Raw genomic sequence first — 17,195 nt, forward strand, 5'->3', positions numbered from 1 at the left:
CCTCCTGTATCAGGGTGAAACTGTTTCAATTTAGACGAGGAATGGTCTTTTTGCATCCCGCACCGGGTAACAATTAGTGCGACGTACCGCGGAGTTTCTCAACCCCTTTTACCGCCGCAACCACGATGGCGCCAATGATAAAGCCCAGCACCAGATTCAGCAGCGTGGGCAGAATCGCCTCGACAACCGCCCCCTGTGTGGCGGAGAAATGTTCGATAGCATGGTGCAGCGGGGCAATGCCGTGAACCACAATCCCGCCGCCGACGAGGAACATCGCCAGCGTACCCACCACGGACAAACTCTTCATCAGCCACGGGGCCAGCACCAGTAAGCTCTTGCCGATGCCTTTCGCCACCGCGCTCGATTTCGTCTCCAGCCAGTAGCCGATGTCATCCAGCTTCACGATCAATCCCACCAGGCCGTAGACGCCTACCGTTACCAGAAGGGCAATGCCGGAGAGGATCAGCACCTGATTCAGGAGCGGCGCGTCAGAGACAATGCCCAGCGTAATGGCGACAATTTCAGCGGACAGAATAAAGTCGGTGCGGATGGCGCCTTTGACTTTATCACGCTCGAAGGTCTTCGGATCCTGAGCGGCCAGCGCTTCAAGACGCTGCTGACGCATCTCCGGGGTATCGCTCTCCTTGCGCGCACTAAAGGAGTGCAGAACCTTCTCGACGCCCTCAAAGCAGAGAAATGCCCCGCCAATCATTAATAGCGGCGTGATCGCCCACGGAATGAACGCGCTAATAAGCAGCGCCAGCGGCACCAGAATCACCTTATTGAGGAAGGAGCCTTTTGCTACCCCCCACACCACCGGCAGTTCACGGTTGGCCCTCACCCCACTCACCTGCTGGGCGTTCAGCGACAAATCATCTCCCAGCACGCCGGCGGTTTTCTTCGCCGCCAGTTTCCCCATCACCGAAATGTCATCCAGTAAGGTGGCAATATCATCCAGCAATGTTAATAAGCTACTTCCTGCCAAAATCTTAATCCTTCATTTTTTGGTAATTAAGTGAATAGTATGGAGCAAAAGTACAAAGCCGGAAACAGGCTCCTCACGTCAACAAAAAATTCACATCAACTACACAATTAAAGGGCTCGCCAGCGCGATAGTTTTCGCGTTTACTATCAGCGAACTTTTTATTTCGTCGTGAGGGATTATGCGTTTCCGGCAATTGCTACCGCTCATCGGGGCACTCTTTTCGCTGTATATCATCTGGGGTTCAACCTACTTTGTCATTCGCATCGGCGTGGAAAGCTGGCCACCCTTGATGATGGCGGGCATTCGCTTCCTTTCGGCAGGCGTCCTGCTGCTCGCGTTCCTGCTGCTGCGCGGCCACAAGCTTCCCCCGCTGCGTCCGCTGCTGAATGCCGCGCTAATCGGCCTGCTGCTGCTGGCGGTGGGAAATGGGTTTGTAACGATTGCCGAGCACCAGAACGTGCCGTCCGGGATCGCCGCCGTGGTCGTTGCCACCGTGCCGCTCTTTACCCTCTGCTTCAGCCGCCTTTTCGGCATCCGCACCCGCAAGCTGGAATGGCTGGGGATTGGTATCGGACTCGCCGGTATTATTCTGCTCAACAGCGGCGGGAACCTGAGCGGGAATCCGTGGGGCGCAGTGATTATCCTGATAGGCTCCATGAGCTGGGCGTTTGGCTCGGTATACGGTTCACGTATCACGCTCCCCACCGGCATGATGGCCGGCGCAATTGAGATGCTCGCCGCGGGGATTGTTCTGCTGCTCGCCTCGGCGTTGACGGGAGAAAAGCTGACTACACTGCCGGACCTGTCGGGCTTTCTCGCGGTAGGGTATCTGGCGCTGTTTGGCTCAATCATCGCCATTAACGCCTATATGTTCCTGATCCGCAACGTCTCCCCGGCGGTTGCCACCAGCTACGCCTACGTTAACCCGGTGGTGGCCGTACTGCTCGGCACGGGTTTAGGCGGGGAAACGCTCTCTGCCGTTGAATGGCTGGCGTTGGGGATCATTGTGTTTGCCGTCGTGCTGGTCACCCTGGGCAAATATTTGCTGCCAGCAAAACCGGTCGTCACCCCTTGCGAGGCGGAGAAACCGTGAGCAGGTGAATCCCCTGCGTGTCGATCTGCGCGGTCTGACCGCCGCCGCAGATCCACTCTTCCAGCCGTTCCGACAGTTCAACGTCGTTCAGCTTTAATCTGCCTCTCAGCGCACACTCCCAGACGATCAGCACCCGCCAGCCCTGCGCCATCAGCGTGGTCAGATCCCGCCTGTCGCGTTCAACGTTCTTGCCAATCTTATCCAGCCAGAAATCGGTGCGCGTCGCCGGGACTTTAAACAGGTAGCAGTCGTGATGATGCCAGAAACAGCCATGGGTAAAGATGATGCACTGCCAGGCGTCAATGACGAAATCGGGCCGTCCCGCAAGGGCGGCATCCTGCACGCGGAAGTCAAACCCCGCCTGCGTCAGCAGCGCGGCCAGGCGCTTTTCAATGGCGGTGTCACGCGTGCCGATGGCACGCATGTTTTTACTGCGCGTCGCCTTATTGTGAACATCCGTCATTGACGGCCTCACCCTGACGAAGTGCCACCGCCTGTCTGATGCGCGAGGCCAGCAGTTTTGCCACGGCCGCGAACGCCGGCACCACTACCGAGTTGCCAAACTGACGGTACGCCTGGGTGTCCGAAACCGGAATGCGGAAGCGATAACCCTGTGGCGTCTCAAAGCCCATCAACCGGGCGCACTCCCGCGGCGTTAAGCGTCGTGGACGGTGACGCTGGTTTAGCGGATCGTCGAAATCCTTTTCCCCCAGCGCCTTGTCCCAGCCTCTGTCGATAAGGATTTCCGCGCCGTCTTTGTAGTAACGCGCGGAGAGCGTGCGCGTCACGCTGTGCGGATCGTTCGGATCTACCAACCCGAAGCCGAAGCCGTTGCCCTTCGCCTGATGTTTCTTGGCATAGCGGTAGAGGTATTTCCACAGCACCGGGGTGAGGATGAACTTCGCGTCAACGACAGGCTCCAGCAGGTCGGCCACGGTGGGACGGCGCTCGGGGTAGAGTGACGGGATATCCCGCAGGGTGAAATCGCCCTTCAGATTGAGATCGCGGCGGAAACCCACCAGCACGATGCGTTCGCGATGCTGGGGCAGGAAATGTTTACCATCAATGATTTTTGGGTCATCTGCGCCCATGTCCTGGGCATCGGCCACGTCATAACCTAGCTCATCCAGCGTCTGCATGATAATGCGGAAGGTTTTCCCGCCGTCGTGGCTTTTTAAATTCTTAACGTTTTCCAGCACGAAAATGGCCGGGCGACGGGCGTCAATGATACGGGCTACGTCAAAAAACAGCGTTCCCTGGGTATCGCAGGCGAAACCGTGGGCGCGTCCGAGGGCGTTCTTTTTTGAGACGCCGGCCAGCGAGAAAGGCTGGCACGGAAAGCCAGCCAGCAGCACATCATGCGCCGGGATGGTCTGGCGAATATGTTCGGCGGCCTGTTCATCGCTGACACCGCTTTTATGGCTCAGGGTGACATCGCGGATGTCGGCGTTGAAATGATGCGCCTGCGGATCGCAATACCAGTTGGCCTTGTAGGTCCGCACGGCATGTTTGTTCCACTCGCTGGTAAACACGCACTGACCCCCGATAGCTTCAAAGCCGTGTCGAATGCCGCCGATACCGGCGAACAGATCGATAAAGCGGAAGGCATAGTTCGGGTGCACAGCGGAAGGTCGCGGAAGCAGGTTTTGCAGATAACGAAACTCGCCTTCACTCAGGCGTCGCCCTGCCCGCTCGCTGGTCACCAGCCGTTTAAGAATGGCCGGGCTCCAGTGGTTCTCACCGTGCGCCACCAGCAGATTGGCCAGCGTTTTAGCATCATAGATATCCAACAGCTGACGCAGTAACGCCTGCACCGTTGCCGTTGATTTCTCAGCCTGCTCAGGCGCGGGCTCAGTCACTGATCGTTTTTCCTGCATTCTTTTAACCGGAGAATAAAGACTGGAGACAGATTACCACAGTTCATTCATGCAAACTGCGACGGAAGCGGTTCATCACCTGGCTATCCAGCCCGATGCAGTCGCCGTGCAATTCGGCGCTGAGTTTCGCCATAAACTGGATCAGGAAATCAGCGTTGTGCCGTGCCAGCTCGCGGCCCATTTCCGTTTGCATGGTATCAGGCAGTCGCAGCAGTTTGGTCTGAAAATGGTCGAGAGCAAATGCCCGATCATCAAGCGTACGCGCATCGGCAAAGGGATCGTCTGCGTCAAACAGCGCCACGCCCAGTGCGCCCGAGACGGCAAAGACGCGCGCGAGGCCGATAGCCCCTAGTGCTTCCAGCCGGTCAGCATCCTGGACTATTTTCGCTTCCACGCTCTGCGGCGCGATCCCGGCGCTGAAGCTGTGCGCCTCAATGGCATGTGCAACGCCTGCATAGTGCTCTGAGGGGAAGTCCGGGAAATGGCGCTGCAGAATGTCGCGGGTTTTGCGCGCGGCCAGTTGCGATGACTGGCTGCGTTCGGGATGGTTTTTCGGCAGGCTAACGATATCGTGAAAATAGCAGGCGGTCAGGACCACCAGCGGATCGGCGGTCTGGCGAGACATGATTTTTTGCGCCGTTTTCCAGACGCGACGAAAGTGCGAAATATCATGCGCAGCATCGTCAGAGGTGTGGTTTGCGTCGAGCCAGCGCTCAAAACGCTGCTGCCACTGCGTCAGTTCCATCGTGATGCCCTGTCGTGAAATATGAGCCTGAACTATAACACATACAAATTAAATGAATTAATAAATAGAAGCTCGAAATACTTAATAATAATTACACCATATTAAATCAAGAAATTAATTCATAAGAAAAATAAAGAGATCGATAGAAATATTTTGCAATATTTAAACGGATTTAATTACATTTATTTTTGAAACTAAAGCTCAATAGCTGGAATAGTATCGACGCTGTAATTGCGGAGAGTGATTACATATATTCATATAAATTATCTTTCAAGGGAATATATAATGAAAAGAAAAGTTCTGGCTATTCTTGTACCCGCATTATTAATGGCTGGCGCAGCAAATGCGGCTGAGGTTTATAACAACAACGGCAATAAACTTGATCTGTACGGCAAAGTTGATGGTCTGCACTACTTCTCTGACGACACGGGTTCCGATGGCGACATGAGCTACGTTCGTCTGGGCTTCAAAGGCGAAACGCAAATCAACGACCAACTCACTGGTTATGGTCAGTGGGAATATAACATTCAGGCCAACAATACTGAGAAATCAAGCAACCAGTCCTGGACTCGTCTTGGTTTCGCCGGTCTGAAATTCGGTGAATACGGTTCATTCGACTATGGTCGTAACTACGGCGTGGTTTACGACGTTGAAGGCTGGACCGATATGCTGCCTGAATTCGGCGGCGATACCTACACCTATACCGACAACTTTATGACCGGTCGTGCAAACGGCGTGGCGACATACCGCAACAACGGTTTCTTTGGCCTGGCTGACGGCCTGAATTTCGCTGTTCAGTATCAGGGTAATAATGAAAGCGCGTCTAACGATCAGGAAGGTACCAACAACGGTCGTGATGTGCGCAAGCAGAACGGTGATGGCTGGGGTGTTTCAACTTCCTACGATTTCGGTATGGGCTTCAATGCCGCTGCGGCATATGCCTCATCTGATCGTACCAACGACCAGGTGACCAAAACAACTGCTGGCGGTGATAAGGCTGACGTCTGGACTGTAGGCCTGAAATACGATGCCAACAATATTTATCTGGCGACCATGTATGCGGAAACCCGCAATATGACGCCTTACGGCGATTTTGCTGTAGCAAACAAAACCCAGAACTTTGAAGTTACCGCACAATATCAGTTTGATTTCGGCCTGCGCCCTGCAGTCTCTTTCCTGATGTCTAAAGGTAAGGATCTGAATTCGTTCTACGGTAACGATAAAGATCTGGTGAAATATGCGGATGTGGGTGCAACCTATTATTTCAACAAAAACATGTCCACCTATGTTGACTACAAAATCAACCTGCTGGATGAAGATGACGATTTCTACGCGGCGAATGGCATCAGCACCGATGACATCGTAGCGCTGGGTCTGGTCTACCAGTTCTAACCCCCCCAAAAACACCAAAGGCCGCAATCGCGGCCTTTTTTCTTTCTGAAGATCTTACGGCGCTTCCTGCAGCGCCACGCGGATAAACCCGTTATTCTGCGCCAGCAGCTCATGGGCTTTCCACGCATCCAGCCCTGTCAGCACCATCAGTACCGCCGTTTTACAGTGGTGGTTACAGGCTTCCAGCGCCGCTTTTGCCTGCGCCCGGGTGCATCCCCCCGCTTCCATCACAATGGCGATTTGCCGTTCCGCCCAGTGAGTATTGCTTGCCTCAAGATCCACGCGCAGGTTGCTGTAAACGCGCCCGGTACGAACGGCCAGCCCGGTGGCGATCATCAAGAGGATCATTTTTTGCGCAATCCCGGCTTTGGTGTTGAGATAACCTGCCACAACGTCAGGCCCCAACTCTGGCGCGATGACCATGCTCGCCAGCTGAGCGGCTTCACTTTGCGCATCATCTGTAATGATGGCCACCGGCGAACCCAGCGACCAGGCATGCCGCATGGCGCCCCAGACCCACGGCGTTTTTCCGCTGACGCTCACCGCCAGCATCATATCGTGTTCACCAAAGTTGATGGCCTGCAGGTCGGCTACACCGCGCTCGTAACTCCCTTCCCCCTCTTGCGGCGTCACGGCAATCACCGGGGTTTTGCCCGGCGCATAGTCATCGGCGACCTGTTGCGCGACGCAGCCCGACGGCCCCGCGCCGACAATCACCAGACGCCCCCCATGGCTCAGGGTCGCGGCGGCGTTATCCACCACACGGGCAATAATGGGTAAAAAAGGGGTGATTGCAGCGGAGATAAGTGCATCATCCTGGTGAATGACTTTCAGCATGTCCAGCGTGGACAATCTATCAATATTCATCGTGCTGGCGTGCCGTCTTTCCTTGACCGAACCGGTAAGCATAATGCTCATAAACAGCCTCCTTATTATGAGTACCCACACACTATAAAGTGTTTTATATAGATGACCTGCGAGGGGGGTCACGAAAAGAGGACCCAATCCTCGCTTTTACATGGCTTTAAGAAAAGCGCGTCATCGGCGATAATTACCCCCTTTCTTTATCATCGCGGAGTGTTGATGAGCGATTTGCAGCCTTTCCTTCCGACGCGCAAGCGCCCCATGAAACTCAATACACTGGTCACGCTGATGGTGTGCGCGATTATCGGTTCAGTCCTGCTGGTGGTCTTTGCGCTCTATTCGGTGCAGATCACCCGGGCAACACGCGATGATGTCAAAGACACCGCGCTCGGCATTGCCCGCACCCTCGCCGATAGCCCCGAGATCCAGCGCGGCCTGATGCAGGCACCGCAGGAGAATATTATTCAGCCCATCGCCCAGGCGGTGACGAAACGAAACGATCTGCTGTTCACCGTGGTCACCGATATGCGCGGGATCCGCTATTCACACCCGAACGAGGCGCTGCTGGGGCTGCATTTTATCGGCGATGATTTGAACCCGGCTCTGGAAGGCAAAGAGAACGTCTCCGTTAACCGTGGCGCCCTCGCCGAAGCGCTTCGCGTTTTCACCCCGGTTTACGACAGCCAGCACGAACAGATCGGAGTGGTCGTGGTCGGTATCTCCCTCAAAAAAGTGGAAGATCAGATTTCCCGTGGGCGGCTCAACGCCGTCTGGACCATTTTGTTCAGTATTTTTATGAGTTCTATGGCGATTTGGGGCCTGGTGCGGGTCCTGAAACGCATCCTGTTCGGACTCGAACCTTACGAAATATCCGCCCTGTTTGAACAGCGCCAGGCGATGCTGCAGTCGCTGCGGGAAGGGGTGCTGGCGGTCGATATTCACGGGCGCGTGACGATGATCAACCACGCCGCCAGAGAGATACTCCTCCTGCCCTCCGGCAAGCAGAGCGAAAACGCCAGCGCTCCCCTGCTGGCCAGCCTGCGGGACGTGTCAAAAACGGGCGTTGCGCGACAGGATCAGGAGATCAGCTGCAACGGGCGGCTGCTGCTGTGCAACATGGTGCCGGTGAAAAGCCAGGATCGGGTGATAGGCGCCATCACCACCTTCCGCGATAAAACCGAGATCAGCCAGCTGATGCAGCGTATCGACGGTATGGTTAATTACGTCGACGCCCTGCGCGCCCATACGCACGAGTTTATGAACAAGCTGCATGTGATCCTGGGTCTGCTGAACATTAAGCGCTACGACAAGCTTGAAGAGTACATCCTCCAGACGGCGCATAATTATCAGACCGACATTGGCACCATCCAGAGCAAGGTGAAATCCCCGGTGATTGCCGGGTTCCTGCTGGGTAAAATCAACCGGGCGAAAGAGGCCGGGATCACCCTCACCCTCGCAGAGGAATGCCAGATACCGGATACCGCCAACGAAGAGCAGGTCGCGGTGCTGGTCACCGTGCTCGGTAACTTAATTGAAAACGCGCTGGACGCGATGGAAGGCCAGCCGGAAGGTGAGATCACCCTGCTGCTGCACTATCAGAACGGCTGGCTCAGCTGCGAAGTCAGCGATGACGGTCCGGGTATTGATCCCGACCAGCTGGAGACTATTTTTACTAAAGGCTTCTCAACAAAAGGTGAAAACCGCGGCGTTGGGCTGTTCCTTGCCCGTCAGCAAATTCAGAACCTCGGCGGGGACATTACCGTCGAATCTGAACCTGGCGTATTTACCCAATTTTTTGTTCACATCCCCTGGGATAGCGAGAGGAATATCGCGTGATAAATGTATTAATTGTCGATGATGACGCCATGGTAGCCGACCTCAACCGTCTGTACGTCAACCGTGTTGAAGGCTTTAGCTGCTGCGGTGTCGCCTCCACGCTGAACCAGGCCGAGGCCGTGATTAACGACCCGAATCAGCCGGTGGATCTGGTGCTGCTGGATGTCTATATGCAGCAGGATAACGGGCTGGATCTGCTGCCGGTTATCCGCGCATCCGGTCGTCCGATTGATGTCATAATGATCTCCTCGGCTGCCGATGCCGCGACCATTCAGACCTCTATCCACTACGGCGTGGTGGATTATCTGATTAAACCGTTCCAGTTCCCGCGCTTTGAAGAGGCGCTGAACAGCTGGAAGGCAAAGCACAGCCTGATGGGCTCGCACCAGTATTATGAGCAGGCGGACGTTGACCGGCTGATCCACGGCGGGGCGCCGGAACTGGCGGATAACAAAAAGCTGCCGAAAGGGTTAACGCCGCAGACGCTGCGTACCATCTGCCAGTGGATTGACGCCCATCCGGAAACCGAGTTTTCCACCGATGACCTGGCAAGCGCCGTGAATATCTCCCGCGTCTCCTGCCGTAAGTACCTGATATGGCTGGCGCAGATCAATATCCTGTTCACCAGCATTCACTACGGCGCCACCGGGCGTCCGGTGTATCGTTATCGTCTCCAGCCGGAGCAGACGGGCCTGCTCAAGCAGTACTGTCAGTAACGCGGTAGTCGTTATCCAGCAGGGTAAAACGGAAGTGGTGCGCTGAAGAGAGCACCACTTCTTTTGTTTTGGTGACAAAAATAGCTTCAATATCGGGGCGCGAGCGCAGGGCCGCACAGCCCTTCTCCACGCCCATGCCATACATCAGCGTGGTCCAGATATCGCCATCAATGGAATCTGTCGAAATGATGGTCACACTGTCCAGTTCGTTATCCAGCGGGTATCCGCTGCGCGGATCGAGAATGTGGTGATAGCGTTTGCCGTTTTGTTCAAAGTAGCGTTCATAAGTGCCGGACGTCACCACGGAGCGGTTCTCTACCGTCATGGCGCCGATCAGTTCATCACCGGCAAACGGTTTTTTGAGCCCTACGCTCCAGCCCCCTTCCGGCGAGCCTAACGTCTGGATATTCCCCCCGAGGTTGATCAGCCCGAGTTCAGCGCCCTCTTTGCGCAGGTAATCCCGCACCCTGTCGGCGATATAGCCTTTGGCGATGGCCCCGAGGTCGATCTCCATGCCTGCCCGGGTCAGGAACACGCTGCTGCTGGCGTCATCCAGTACCACATCCTCAGGACGGGTAATCGTAAGCAGGGTCGCAATCTCATCGGCTGGCGGTACGCTGTCGCCGCGAAACCCGATTTTCCAGCGCTTCACCAGCGGGCCGATGGCCAGGTTAAACGCACTGTCTTTAAGGAGGCTTGCCGCTTTCGCGCAGCGAATCAGCTCAAACACCGGACGGCTGACGCTGACCGGATGCTGCCCCGCAGCATGGTTGATATCCATCACCTGCGAGTGGGCACGGTTGACGGTGAGCAGGTCTTCGTACTGTTTGATCAGGCGAAACACGCGGGATGCGAGGGCTTCGTCATGGGAGAAGAGTTTCAGGAGGATGGGAGAGCCCATCTGGACGGCGGAGTAACTGTAGACGCGGGTGTCATCAGGCATGGCATGTCTCCTCAGATATCGCCCCGGCCAGCACCGCGCCGCCGGGGAGAGTGCCGGATGCGCGCATCCGGCTTACAGAACAGGAGCCTTACATTCTTTTCGAACGCATCGCCGCCTGATGTCCGGCAAGGGTACCAAAAATAATGATATCTGCCACCGCGTTACCGCCGATACGGTTACCGCCGTGGATCCCGCCAACCACTTCACCGGCGGCAAACGCCCCTGGCAGCACGTTGTGGTTGCTGTCCAGCACGCAGGTATCGGTGTTGATGGTCACGCCGCCCATGGTGTGGTGCACGCCCGGCGCAATCTGAATGGCGTAGAACGGCCCTTCGTTGATCGGCGCACGCAGCGCGGTGGTACGGCCAAAGTCGTCATCGTGCTGTTTTTCCACGAAGCCGTTGTAACGCTCCAGAGTGGCCAGGAACGCGTGGTAATCCATTCCCAGCGCCTCTGCCAGGGCTTTTGGCGAGCTGGCGCTGGTCACGAAACCTTTGGCAATGTACTCATCCGCGGCTTTGTTTTTGGCACGAACATGCTCGTCAAAGACGATGTAAGCGTATTTCTCCGGCAGCGCGATGATCTGCGCCGAGACTTTATCGCGGGTTTCCATCTCATTGAAGAAACGGTTCCCCTGCTGGTTCACCAGAATCGCCCCGCCCCCGCGGATGGATTCGGAAATCAGATACGAGGTTTTCTGCTCAACGGTCGGGTGGATCTGGATCTCGCCCATATCCACCGTGCCGGCACCGATACGCTCCAGCAGCGCGATACCGCCACCGGTCGCCCCTTTGTGGTTGGTGGTCACGAAACCTTCGAGGTCCGGACGGTATTTCACCACCATCTGGCTGTTGGCGCTGAAGCCGCCGGTGGCGACAATCACGCTTTTGGTAGCCACGCTGATCGTTTCGTTCTCTTCGGTGGTCAGACGCACGCCGGTCACTTCGCCGTTCTCGAAAATAATGTCGCTGACGGAGGTATCGAGCATCACTTCGATGTTGCGTTTGTTGACGTTACGCACCAGGCCGCTGATCAGGTAGCCGCCGACCGCAGAACCGTCTTTTGGACGGTGGGTACGGTCAATGCTCATCCCACCGGTGGTGGTGATGTCGTTGAGCATAATGCCGCGGGTTGCCAGCCACTCAATCGCCTGTGGCGCATTCTCCACGAAGCGGCGCAGCAGTTCAGGGTTGTTCTTGTTACCGCCCCCTTTCAGGCTCTCCTGGTAGAACAGCTCTTTGCTGTCCTGAATGCCTTTCACCCGCTGGAAGCGCGTCTCTGCGGCGTTCATCCCGGCAGAGGCTTTAATGGTGTTCCCGCCGATGGTGGGCATTTTCTCGACGATCAGCACGCTCGCCCCTTCGTCATGGGCCTGGATGGCTGCGGCCAGACCGGCACCGCCGCTCCCAACCACCACCACATCCACGCTGCGGGTCTCATTCGGGTCGACACCCTCTTCTGCTGCCCGCGCTTTGCTGGATTTCAGCATCGCTTTAGAGACCGCTTTTTTCACCGCCTCGCTCTGGCTGGTGGCACCAGTGATGGCGTCCACGTGCGGGGTATTGGCATCCAGAATGCGGGAACGAATCTCTTCAAAGCTGGTGACAAACTCAACGTCGTCACCCGGGCCAGAGGCCAGCTCAATATCGGCGATGCGATCGGTTTCCAGGCTGACGTTTATCACCAGCTCGTTCGCCTCGTCCTGCACCTTCTCGGTGAACGTGCCCGGTTTGAATTTCGATTCGCCCATGCTCATGTCGCGGATCATCGCTTCCACCAGCGAGAAACGCCACAGCGGTTCAGGAATGCTCAGCGCCTCGCGTTTGGTGCTGTCCATAAACAGCTCCAGGGTTTCCCCGGCCGCGATGCGGTCAGTCCAGTCCGGGTAAGCAATGGTGGCGCGGCCAACGGCGATCAGATCGTAACCGTGGTCCAGCGCTTCACAGGCATCGGCAGCATTCACCACGCCGCCCACGCCCATGACCGGGATCTGCGCCAGGGTTTCAGAACGCATGGCGCAGTATTTTTCGATAAGCGGCGTCGGGTCCTGGGTATCTACGATGGAAGGACGCAGGGTGGCGCCCACGGAGAAGTGCAGGTAGTCCACACCGCGCGCCGCCAGTTTTTCCAGCAGGTACATGGTGTCTTCAAAGCGGATCCCTGGGACTTCCAGCTCTTCAGGGGAGAAACGGTAACCAATAATGAACGCATCGTCCGCGTACTGGCGCACCATTTTGTGGGTAATGTCCAGTACCGCCAGCGGGAATCTGGCGCGGTTGTCGCGGCTGCCGCCCCACTCGTCGTCGCGCTGGTTAGAGTTTGGCGAGTAGAACTGCTGAATCAGATAGGTGTTTGCCCCGTGAATTTCCACGCCGTCGAAACCGGCCTGGATGGCGCGGCGCACTGCTTCACCAAACTTGCCGATCATGCCTTCCACTTCTTCAGTGGTCAGCGCAACCGGTGTGGCCGCACCGTCACGCGGCGCAGCGACGGCGCTTGGGCCCACCGGCGTGCGGCCACCGATCAGTTTCGGGTCAACCATACGGCCGCCGTGGTAGATCTGCAGCAGGGCTTTCGAACCTTTGGATTTAATCGCCTCGGCGATTTTCGCCAGCCCGGCGATTTTCTCGTCGTTATCGATGCCAATCGCGCCCGGGAAAGCGAGACCGAGATCGTCGACGAAGCAGCACTCCACAATAATGGTCCCAATGCTGCCGGAACGGGCCCGGTAGTACTCCACCAGCTCGCTGGTGACCGTGCCGTCGTAATAGCCGGTACAGGTGGTCATTGGTGCCATTAACAAACGGTTTTTCAGTTCAGTACCATTCGGTAATGTGAAGGGAGTCAGAATGCGTTCGTTAGTGCTCATAATAGAAACTCCAAACTTTTAAAAATTAAGAATTCGTTATCGGATTGGTTTTTTATTTCGTCGTTATTTGCCGATGTCATGATATTAATATAATGATTTTTTTAGTTTCTAAAGCTATTACGTTAGTTAATAAACTATTTAATCCCTTCGATAACATTAATAACACATTGGTGTTAGCGATTGTGATTCAGGTATTCACATTAATTTAAAATCCGTTAAATTTTTAAAGGTAAGACCATTTCACCAGTAACAATAAAAATCTATGTTTTTCAACAAAATACCAAATTACCCACTGCGCAATTGTTACAGGATTGATAAAAGCACTTAAGAAATTACCTAATACCCACATACGCCTGAGTGGTTATTAATAAAAGCACAAAAATAACGCTGCAATTCTCTTTTTTTGATCGCGATCAATAGTTATGGCATCCAAAAGCGCAATATAAAAACATCATCAATTTTTAATTTAGCGCAATCAAAAATGCGTTAAATCGCTATTACTGAAAATACAAAACCGCACCTTTAATAACTAAAAAAAGCAAAGAAACTTAAGAAAGCGAATTTGTCTTTTCACTGCGACCGAATTCTTGACAACTTAAGACGTGAAACTATGAATACAAAAACTGCTGTAACGCCCCCTGTGGCGAATCAGGCATCAAATGGAAAAGCAAAACGACTGCTGATGATGGCACTGCCCGTCATTGTCGCCGTACTGCTGCTGTTTGTTCCGGTACCGGAAGGACTGCCGCCTTACGCGTGGCACTACTTCGCTATCTTTGTTGGCGTGATCGTCGGCCTGATCTTCGAACCCCTGCCGGGCGCGGTGATCGGCCTGACCGGCGTCGTGGCGATTGCGCTCTGCAGCCAGTGGGTGCTGTTCAGCCCCGATCAGCTGGCCGACCCGAAATTCAAGCTGGCTGGCGCCTCCTTTAAATGGGCGGTGAGCGGGTTTGGTAACTCGACCGTCTGGCTGATTTTCGGTGCCTTTATGTTTGCCGCAGGCTACGACAAAACCCGCTTCGGTCGCCGTCTGGCGCTGATTCTGGTGAAGTATCTCGGCCGTCGCAGCCTGACGCTCGGTTACGCCATTACCTTCGCGGACCTGCTGCTGGCACCGTTTACCCCGTCCAACACCGCGCGCAGCGGCGGGACCATCTACCCGATCATCGCTAACCTGCCGCCGCTGTACGGTTCAAAACCGAACGACCCAAGCGCGCGTAAAATTGGTTCGTACCTGATGTGGGTAGCCATCACCGCGGCCTGTATCACCAGTTCAATGTTCCTCTCCGCCCTTGCGCCGAACCTGCTGGCGCTGGCGCTGGTGAAAAGTACAGTGGGGATTGATATCTCCTGGGGGACCTGGTTCCTGGCCTTCCTGCCGCTGGGCATCCTGCTGATTCTGACCATGCCGCTGCTGGCCTACTGGTTCTACCCACCTGAAGTCAAAGTGAATAATGAAGTGCCGCTGTGGGCGACCCGCGAGCTGGAAAAACTGGGCAAACTGTCCCGCAATGAAATTCTGCTGCTGGTGTTCGTCTGCTGTGCCCTGCTGATGTGGATCTTCGCTGCCGCGTGGATTGAACCGGCGATGGCCGCCCTGCTCATCGTGGGTCTGATGTTATGGACCGGTGTGCTGGAGTGGAACGATATCACCGGTAATAAAGCCGCATGGAACACCTTCGTCTGGTTCGCCACCCTGGTGGCGCTGGCGGACGGCCTCTCCTCGACCGGCTTTATCAGCTGGCTGGGTAAAGAAGGCGGTCTGCTGATGAGCGGTATCTCGCCGGGCGTTGCCACCATCGTGCTGCTGCTTGCGTTCTACCTGCTGCACTACCTGTTTGCCAGCACCACCGCGCATACCACGGCGCTGCTGCCAGCGATGCTGACCATCGCCTCCACCATTCCGGGGATGAATATGGAAGTTTTCGTTCTGCTGATGGTGACCTCACTGGGCGTGATGGGGATCATCACCCCGTACGGTACGGGTCCAAGCCCGATTTACTACGGTAGCGGCTACCTGCCAACCAAAGACTACTGGCGCCTCGGCACGATCTTCGGTGCCATCTTCCTGGCGGCCCTGCTGCTGATTGGTTATCCGTGGATGTCCATGATGTTCTGATTCCTGACCGCCGGACGTTTCCTCCGGCGGTTTTATTTTTGTGGAGCAATACTATGTCGAATAAACCGTTTATTTATCAGAACCCCTTCCCGCTTTCCCATGACGACACCGAATACTATCTGTTGACCAAAGAGCACGTCTCCGTTGCCGAATTCGACGGTCAGGAGGTCCTGAAGGTCGAGCCTGAAGCGCTGACCCTGCTGGCACAGCAGGCATTCCACGATGCAGCCTTTATGCTGCGCCCATCGCACCAGAAGCAGGTTGCCGCCATCCTTAACGATCCGGAAGCCAGCCAGAACGACAAATACGTCGCCCTGCAGTTCCTGCGCAACTCTGAAATCGCAGCCAAAGGCGTGCTGCCAACCTGTCAGGATACCGGCACGGCAATCATCATGGGTAAAAAAGGCCAGCGCGTCTGGACCGGCGGCGGGGATGAAGCCGCGCTAAGCCAGGGCGTCTACAACACCTACATCGAAGATAACCTGCGTTACTCCCAGAACGCCGCGCTGGATATGTATAAAGAGGTGAACACCGGCACCAACCTGCCGGCACAGATCGATCTCTACAGCGTCGACGGCGACGAGTACAAATTCCTCTGCATGGCGAAAGGCGGCGGCTCGGCCAACAAAACCTACCTCTACCAGGAAACCAAAGCGCTGATCACCCCGGCGAAGCTGAAAAACTATCTGGTGGACAAAATGCGTACCCTCGGTACCGCAGCCTGCCCGCCGTACCATATCGCGTTTGTGATCGGTGGTACCTCGGCGGAAGCGACGCTGAAAACCGTCAAGCTGGCTTCCACCCGCTACTACGACGCGCTGCCCACCGAAGGGAACGAACACGGACAGGCATTCCGCGACGTGCAACTTGAACAGGAACTGCTGCAGGAAGCGCAGAACCTCGGCCTCGGCGCGCAGTTTGGCGGCAAGTACTTCGCCCACGATATCCGCGTGATCCGCCTGCCGCGCCACGGTGCCTCCTGCCCGATCGGCATGGGCGTCTCCTGCTCCGCAGACCGCAACATCAAAGCCAAAATCAACCGCGACGGGATCTGGATTGAAAAACTGGAACACAACCCGGGCCAGTATATTCCTGAATCGCTGCGCCAGCAGGGCGAAGGCGACGTGGTCAGCATCAACCTGAACAAGCCGATGAACGAGATCCTGGCGCAGCTCTCCGCGCACCCGGTCTCTACCCGCCTGTCGCTGAACGGCACCATCATCGTGGCGCGCGACATTGCACACGCGAAGCTGAAAGAGCTGCTCGACAACGGCGAAGAACTGCCGCAGTACGTCAAGGATCATCCGATTTACTACGCAGGCCCGGCCAAAACGCCGGAAGGTTATGCCTCCGGCTCACTCGGCCCGACCACCGCAGGGCGTATGGACTCGTATGTCGATTTGCTGCAGTCCCACGGAGCGAGCATGATCATGCTGGCGAAAGGTAACCGCAGCCAGCAGGTGACCGATGCCTGTCATAAACACGGCGGCTTCTACCTGGGCAGCATCGGTGGCCCGGCGGCGGTGCTGGCGCAAAACAGCATCAAGAGCCTGGAATGCGTGGCGTATCCGGAGCTGGGCATGGAAGCCATCTGGAAAATCGAAGTGGAAAACTTCCCGGCGTTTATCCTGGTGGATGACAAAGGCAACGATTTCTTCCAGCAGATCCAGAATAAACAGTGCAAAGGCTGTTCACAGCGCTGAGTCGCATCAGCCCGGCAGGCGCCTCGCCGCCGGGCTTTTTCAGGCTTGCGTCT

General features: G+C 55.9%; 13 protein-coding genes. 6 read left to right on the top strand and 7 right to left on the bottom strand.

What is annotated here, in order from left to right; genetic code table 11:
• Positions 1 to 73: 73 nt before the first annotated feature.
• Complete coding sequence (locus C1N69_RS14155; RefSeq protein WP_155031399.1) at positions 74 to 985, bottom strand: DUF808 domain-containing protein; 912 nt, start codon at positions 983 to 985, stop codon at positions 74 to 76.
• A 178-nt stretch (positions 986 to 1,163) separates the two neighbouring features.
• Between C1N69_RS14155 and yedA the strand changes: the two genes are divergently transcribed.
• The gene (gene yedA / locus C1N69_RS14160; RefSeq protein ID WP_025759478.1) at positions 1,164 to 2,078 is read left to right on the top strand and encodes a drug/metabolite exporter YedA; all 915 of its coding nucleotides are present in this window, start codon (positions 1,164 to 1,166) and stop codon (positions 2,076 to 2,078) included.
• On the opposite strand, the gene C1N69_RS14165 is transcribed toward yedA, so the two are convergent.
• The 3 genes from C1N69_RS14165 to C1N69_RS14175 form a co-directional block, all read right to left on the bottom strand.
• Positions 2,050 to 2,541: a very short patch repair endonuclease gene (locus tag C1N69_RS14165; protein ID WP_155031400.1), complete on the bottom strand. Its 492-nt coding sequence runs from the start codon at positions 2,539 to 2,541 to the stop codon at positions 2,050 to 2,052. The two genes, yedA and C1N69_RS14165, sit on opposite strands and share 29 nt — an antisense overlap.
• The gene (locus tag C1N69_RS14170; RefSeq protein WP_155031401.1) at positions 2,522 to 3,937 is read right to left on the bottom strand and encodes a DNA cytosine methyltransferase; all 1,416 of its coding nucleotides are present in this window, start codon (positions 3,935 to 3,937) and stop codon (positions 2,522 to 2,524) included. The genes C1N69_RS14165 and C1N69_RS14170 overlap by 20 nt, the downstream gene beginning before the upstream one ends.
• A 61-nt stretch (positions 3,938 to 3,998) precedes the next feature.
• Positions 3,999 to 4,700, bottom strand: a complete 702-nt coding sequence (locus C1N69_RS14175) for a phosphohydrolase (protein WP_059385101.1) — start codon at positions 4,698 to 4,700, stop codon at positions 3,999 to 4,001.
• Positions 4,701 to 4,985: 285 nt separating this feature from the next.
• Between C1N69_RS14175 and ompC the strand changes: the two genes are divergently transcribed.
• Entirely contained in the window at positions 4,986 to 6,092 is a 1,107-nt protein-coding gene (gene ompC, locus C1N69_RS14180) for a porin OmpC (RefSeq protein WP_095441700.1), read from the top strand.
• 54 nt (positions 6,093 to 6,146) lie between these two features.
• On the opposite strand, the gene C1N69_RS14185 is transcribed toward ompC, so the two are convergent.
• Complete coding sequence (locus C1N69_RS14185; RefSeq protein WP_155031402.1) at positions 6,147 to 7,010, bottom strand: N-acetylmuramic acid 6-phosphate etherase; 864 nt, start codon at positions 7,008 to 7,010, stop codon at positions 6,147 to 6,149.
• A gap of 165 nt (positions 7,011 to 7,175) precedes the next feature.
• Here C1N69_RS14185 and C1N69_RS14190 point away from each other — a divergent pair, with 165 nt between their 5' ends.
• Positions 7,176 to 8,792, top strand: a complete 1,617-nt coding sequence (locus tag C1N69_RS14190) for a sensor histidine kinase (RefSeq protein WP_155031403.1) — start codon at positions 7,176 to 7,178, stop codon at positions 8,790 to 8,792.
• Positions 8,789 to 9,508: a two-component system response regulator DcuR gene (gene dcuR, locus C1N69_RS14195; protein WP_025759484.1), complete on the top strand. Its 720-nt coding sequence runs from the start codon at positions 8,789 to 8,791 to the stop codon at positions 9,506 to 9,508. The genes C1N69_RS14190 and dcuR overlap by 4 nt, the downstream gene beginning before the upstream one ends.
• On the opposite strand, the gene C1N69_RS14200 is transcribed toward dcuR, so the two are convergent.
• Positions 9,489 to 10,451 (bottom strand): FAD:protein FMN transferase, encoded by a 963-nt coding sequence (locus C1N69_RS14200; RefSeq protein ID WP_104557490.1) that lies wholly within the window; start codon positions 10,449 to 10,451, stop codon positions 9,489 to 9,491. The two genes, dcuR and C1N69_RS14200, sit on opposite strands and share 20 nt — an antisense overlap.
• An 88-nt stretch (positions 10,452 to 10,539) precedes the next feature.
• The gene (locus tag C1N69_RS14205; RefSeq protein WP_155031404.1) at positions 10,540 to 13,320 is read right to left on the bottom strand and encodes a flavocytochrome c; all 2,781 of its coding nucleotides are present in this window, start codon (positions 13,318 to 13,320) and stop codon (positions 10,540 to 10,542) included.
• Between the two features lie 610 nt (positions 13,321 to 13,930).
• Here C1N69_RS14205 and C1N69_RS14210 point away from each other — a divergent pair.
• A complete protein-coding gene (locus tag C1N69_RS14210; protein WP_014884418.1) occupies positions 13,931 to 15,439 on the top strand; it encodes an anion permease in 1,509 nt (502 codons plus the stop codon).
• Positions 15,440 to 15,492: 53 nt separating this feature from the next.
• A complete protein-coding gene (gene fumA, locus C1N69_RS14215; RefSeq protein ID WP_104557488.1) occupies positions 15,493 to 17,142 on the top strand; it encodes a class I fumarate hydratase FumA in 1,650 nt (549 codons plus the stop codon).
• Positions 17,143 to 17,195 lie beyond the last annotated feature (53 nt).

Origin of the sequence: Enterobacter sichuanensis (assembly GCF_009036245.1) — a bacterium.
Taxonomy (GTDB): Bacteria; Pseudomonadota; Gammaproteobacteria; order Enterobacterales; family Enterobacteriaceae; genus Enterobacter; species Enterobacter sichuanensis.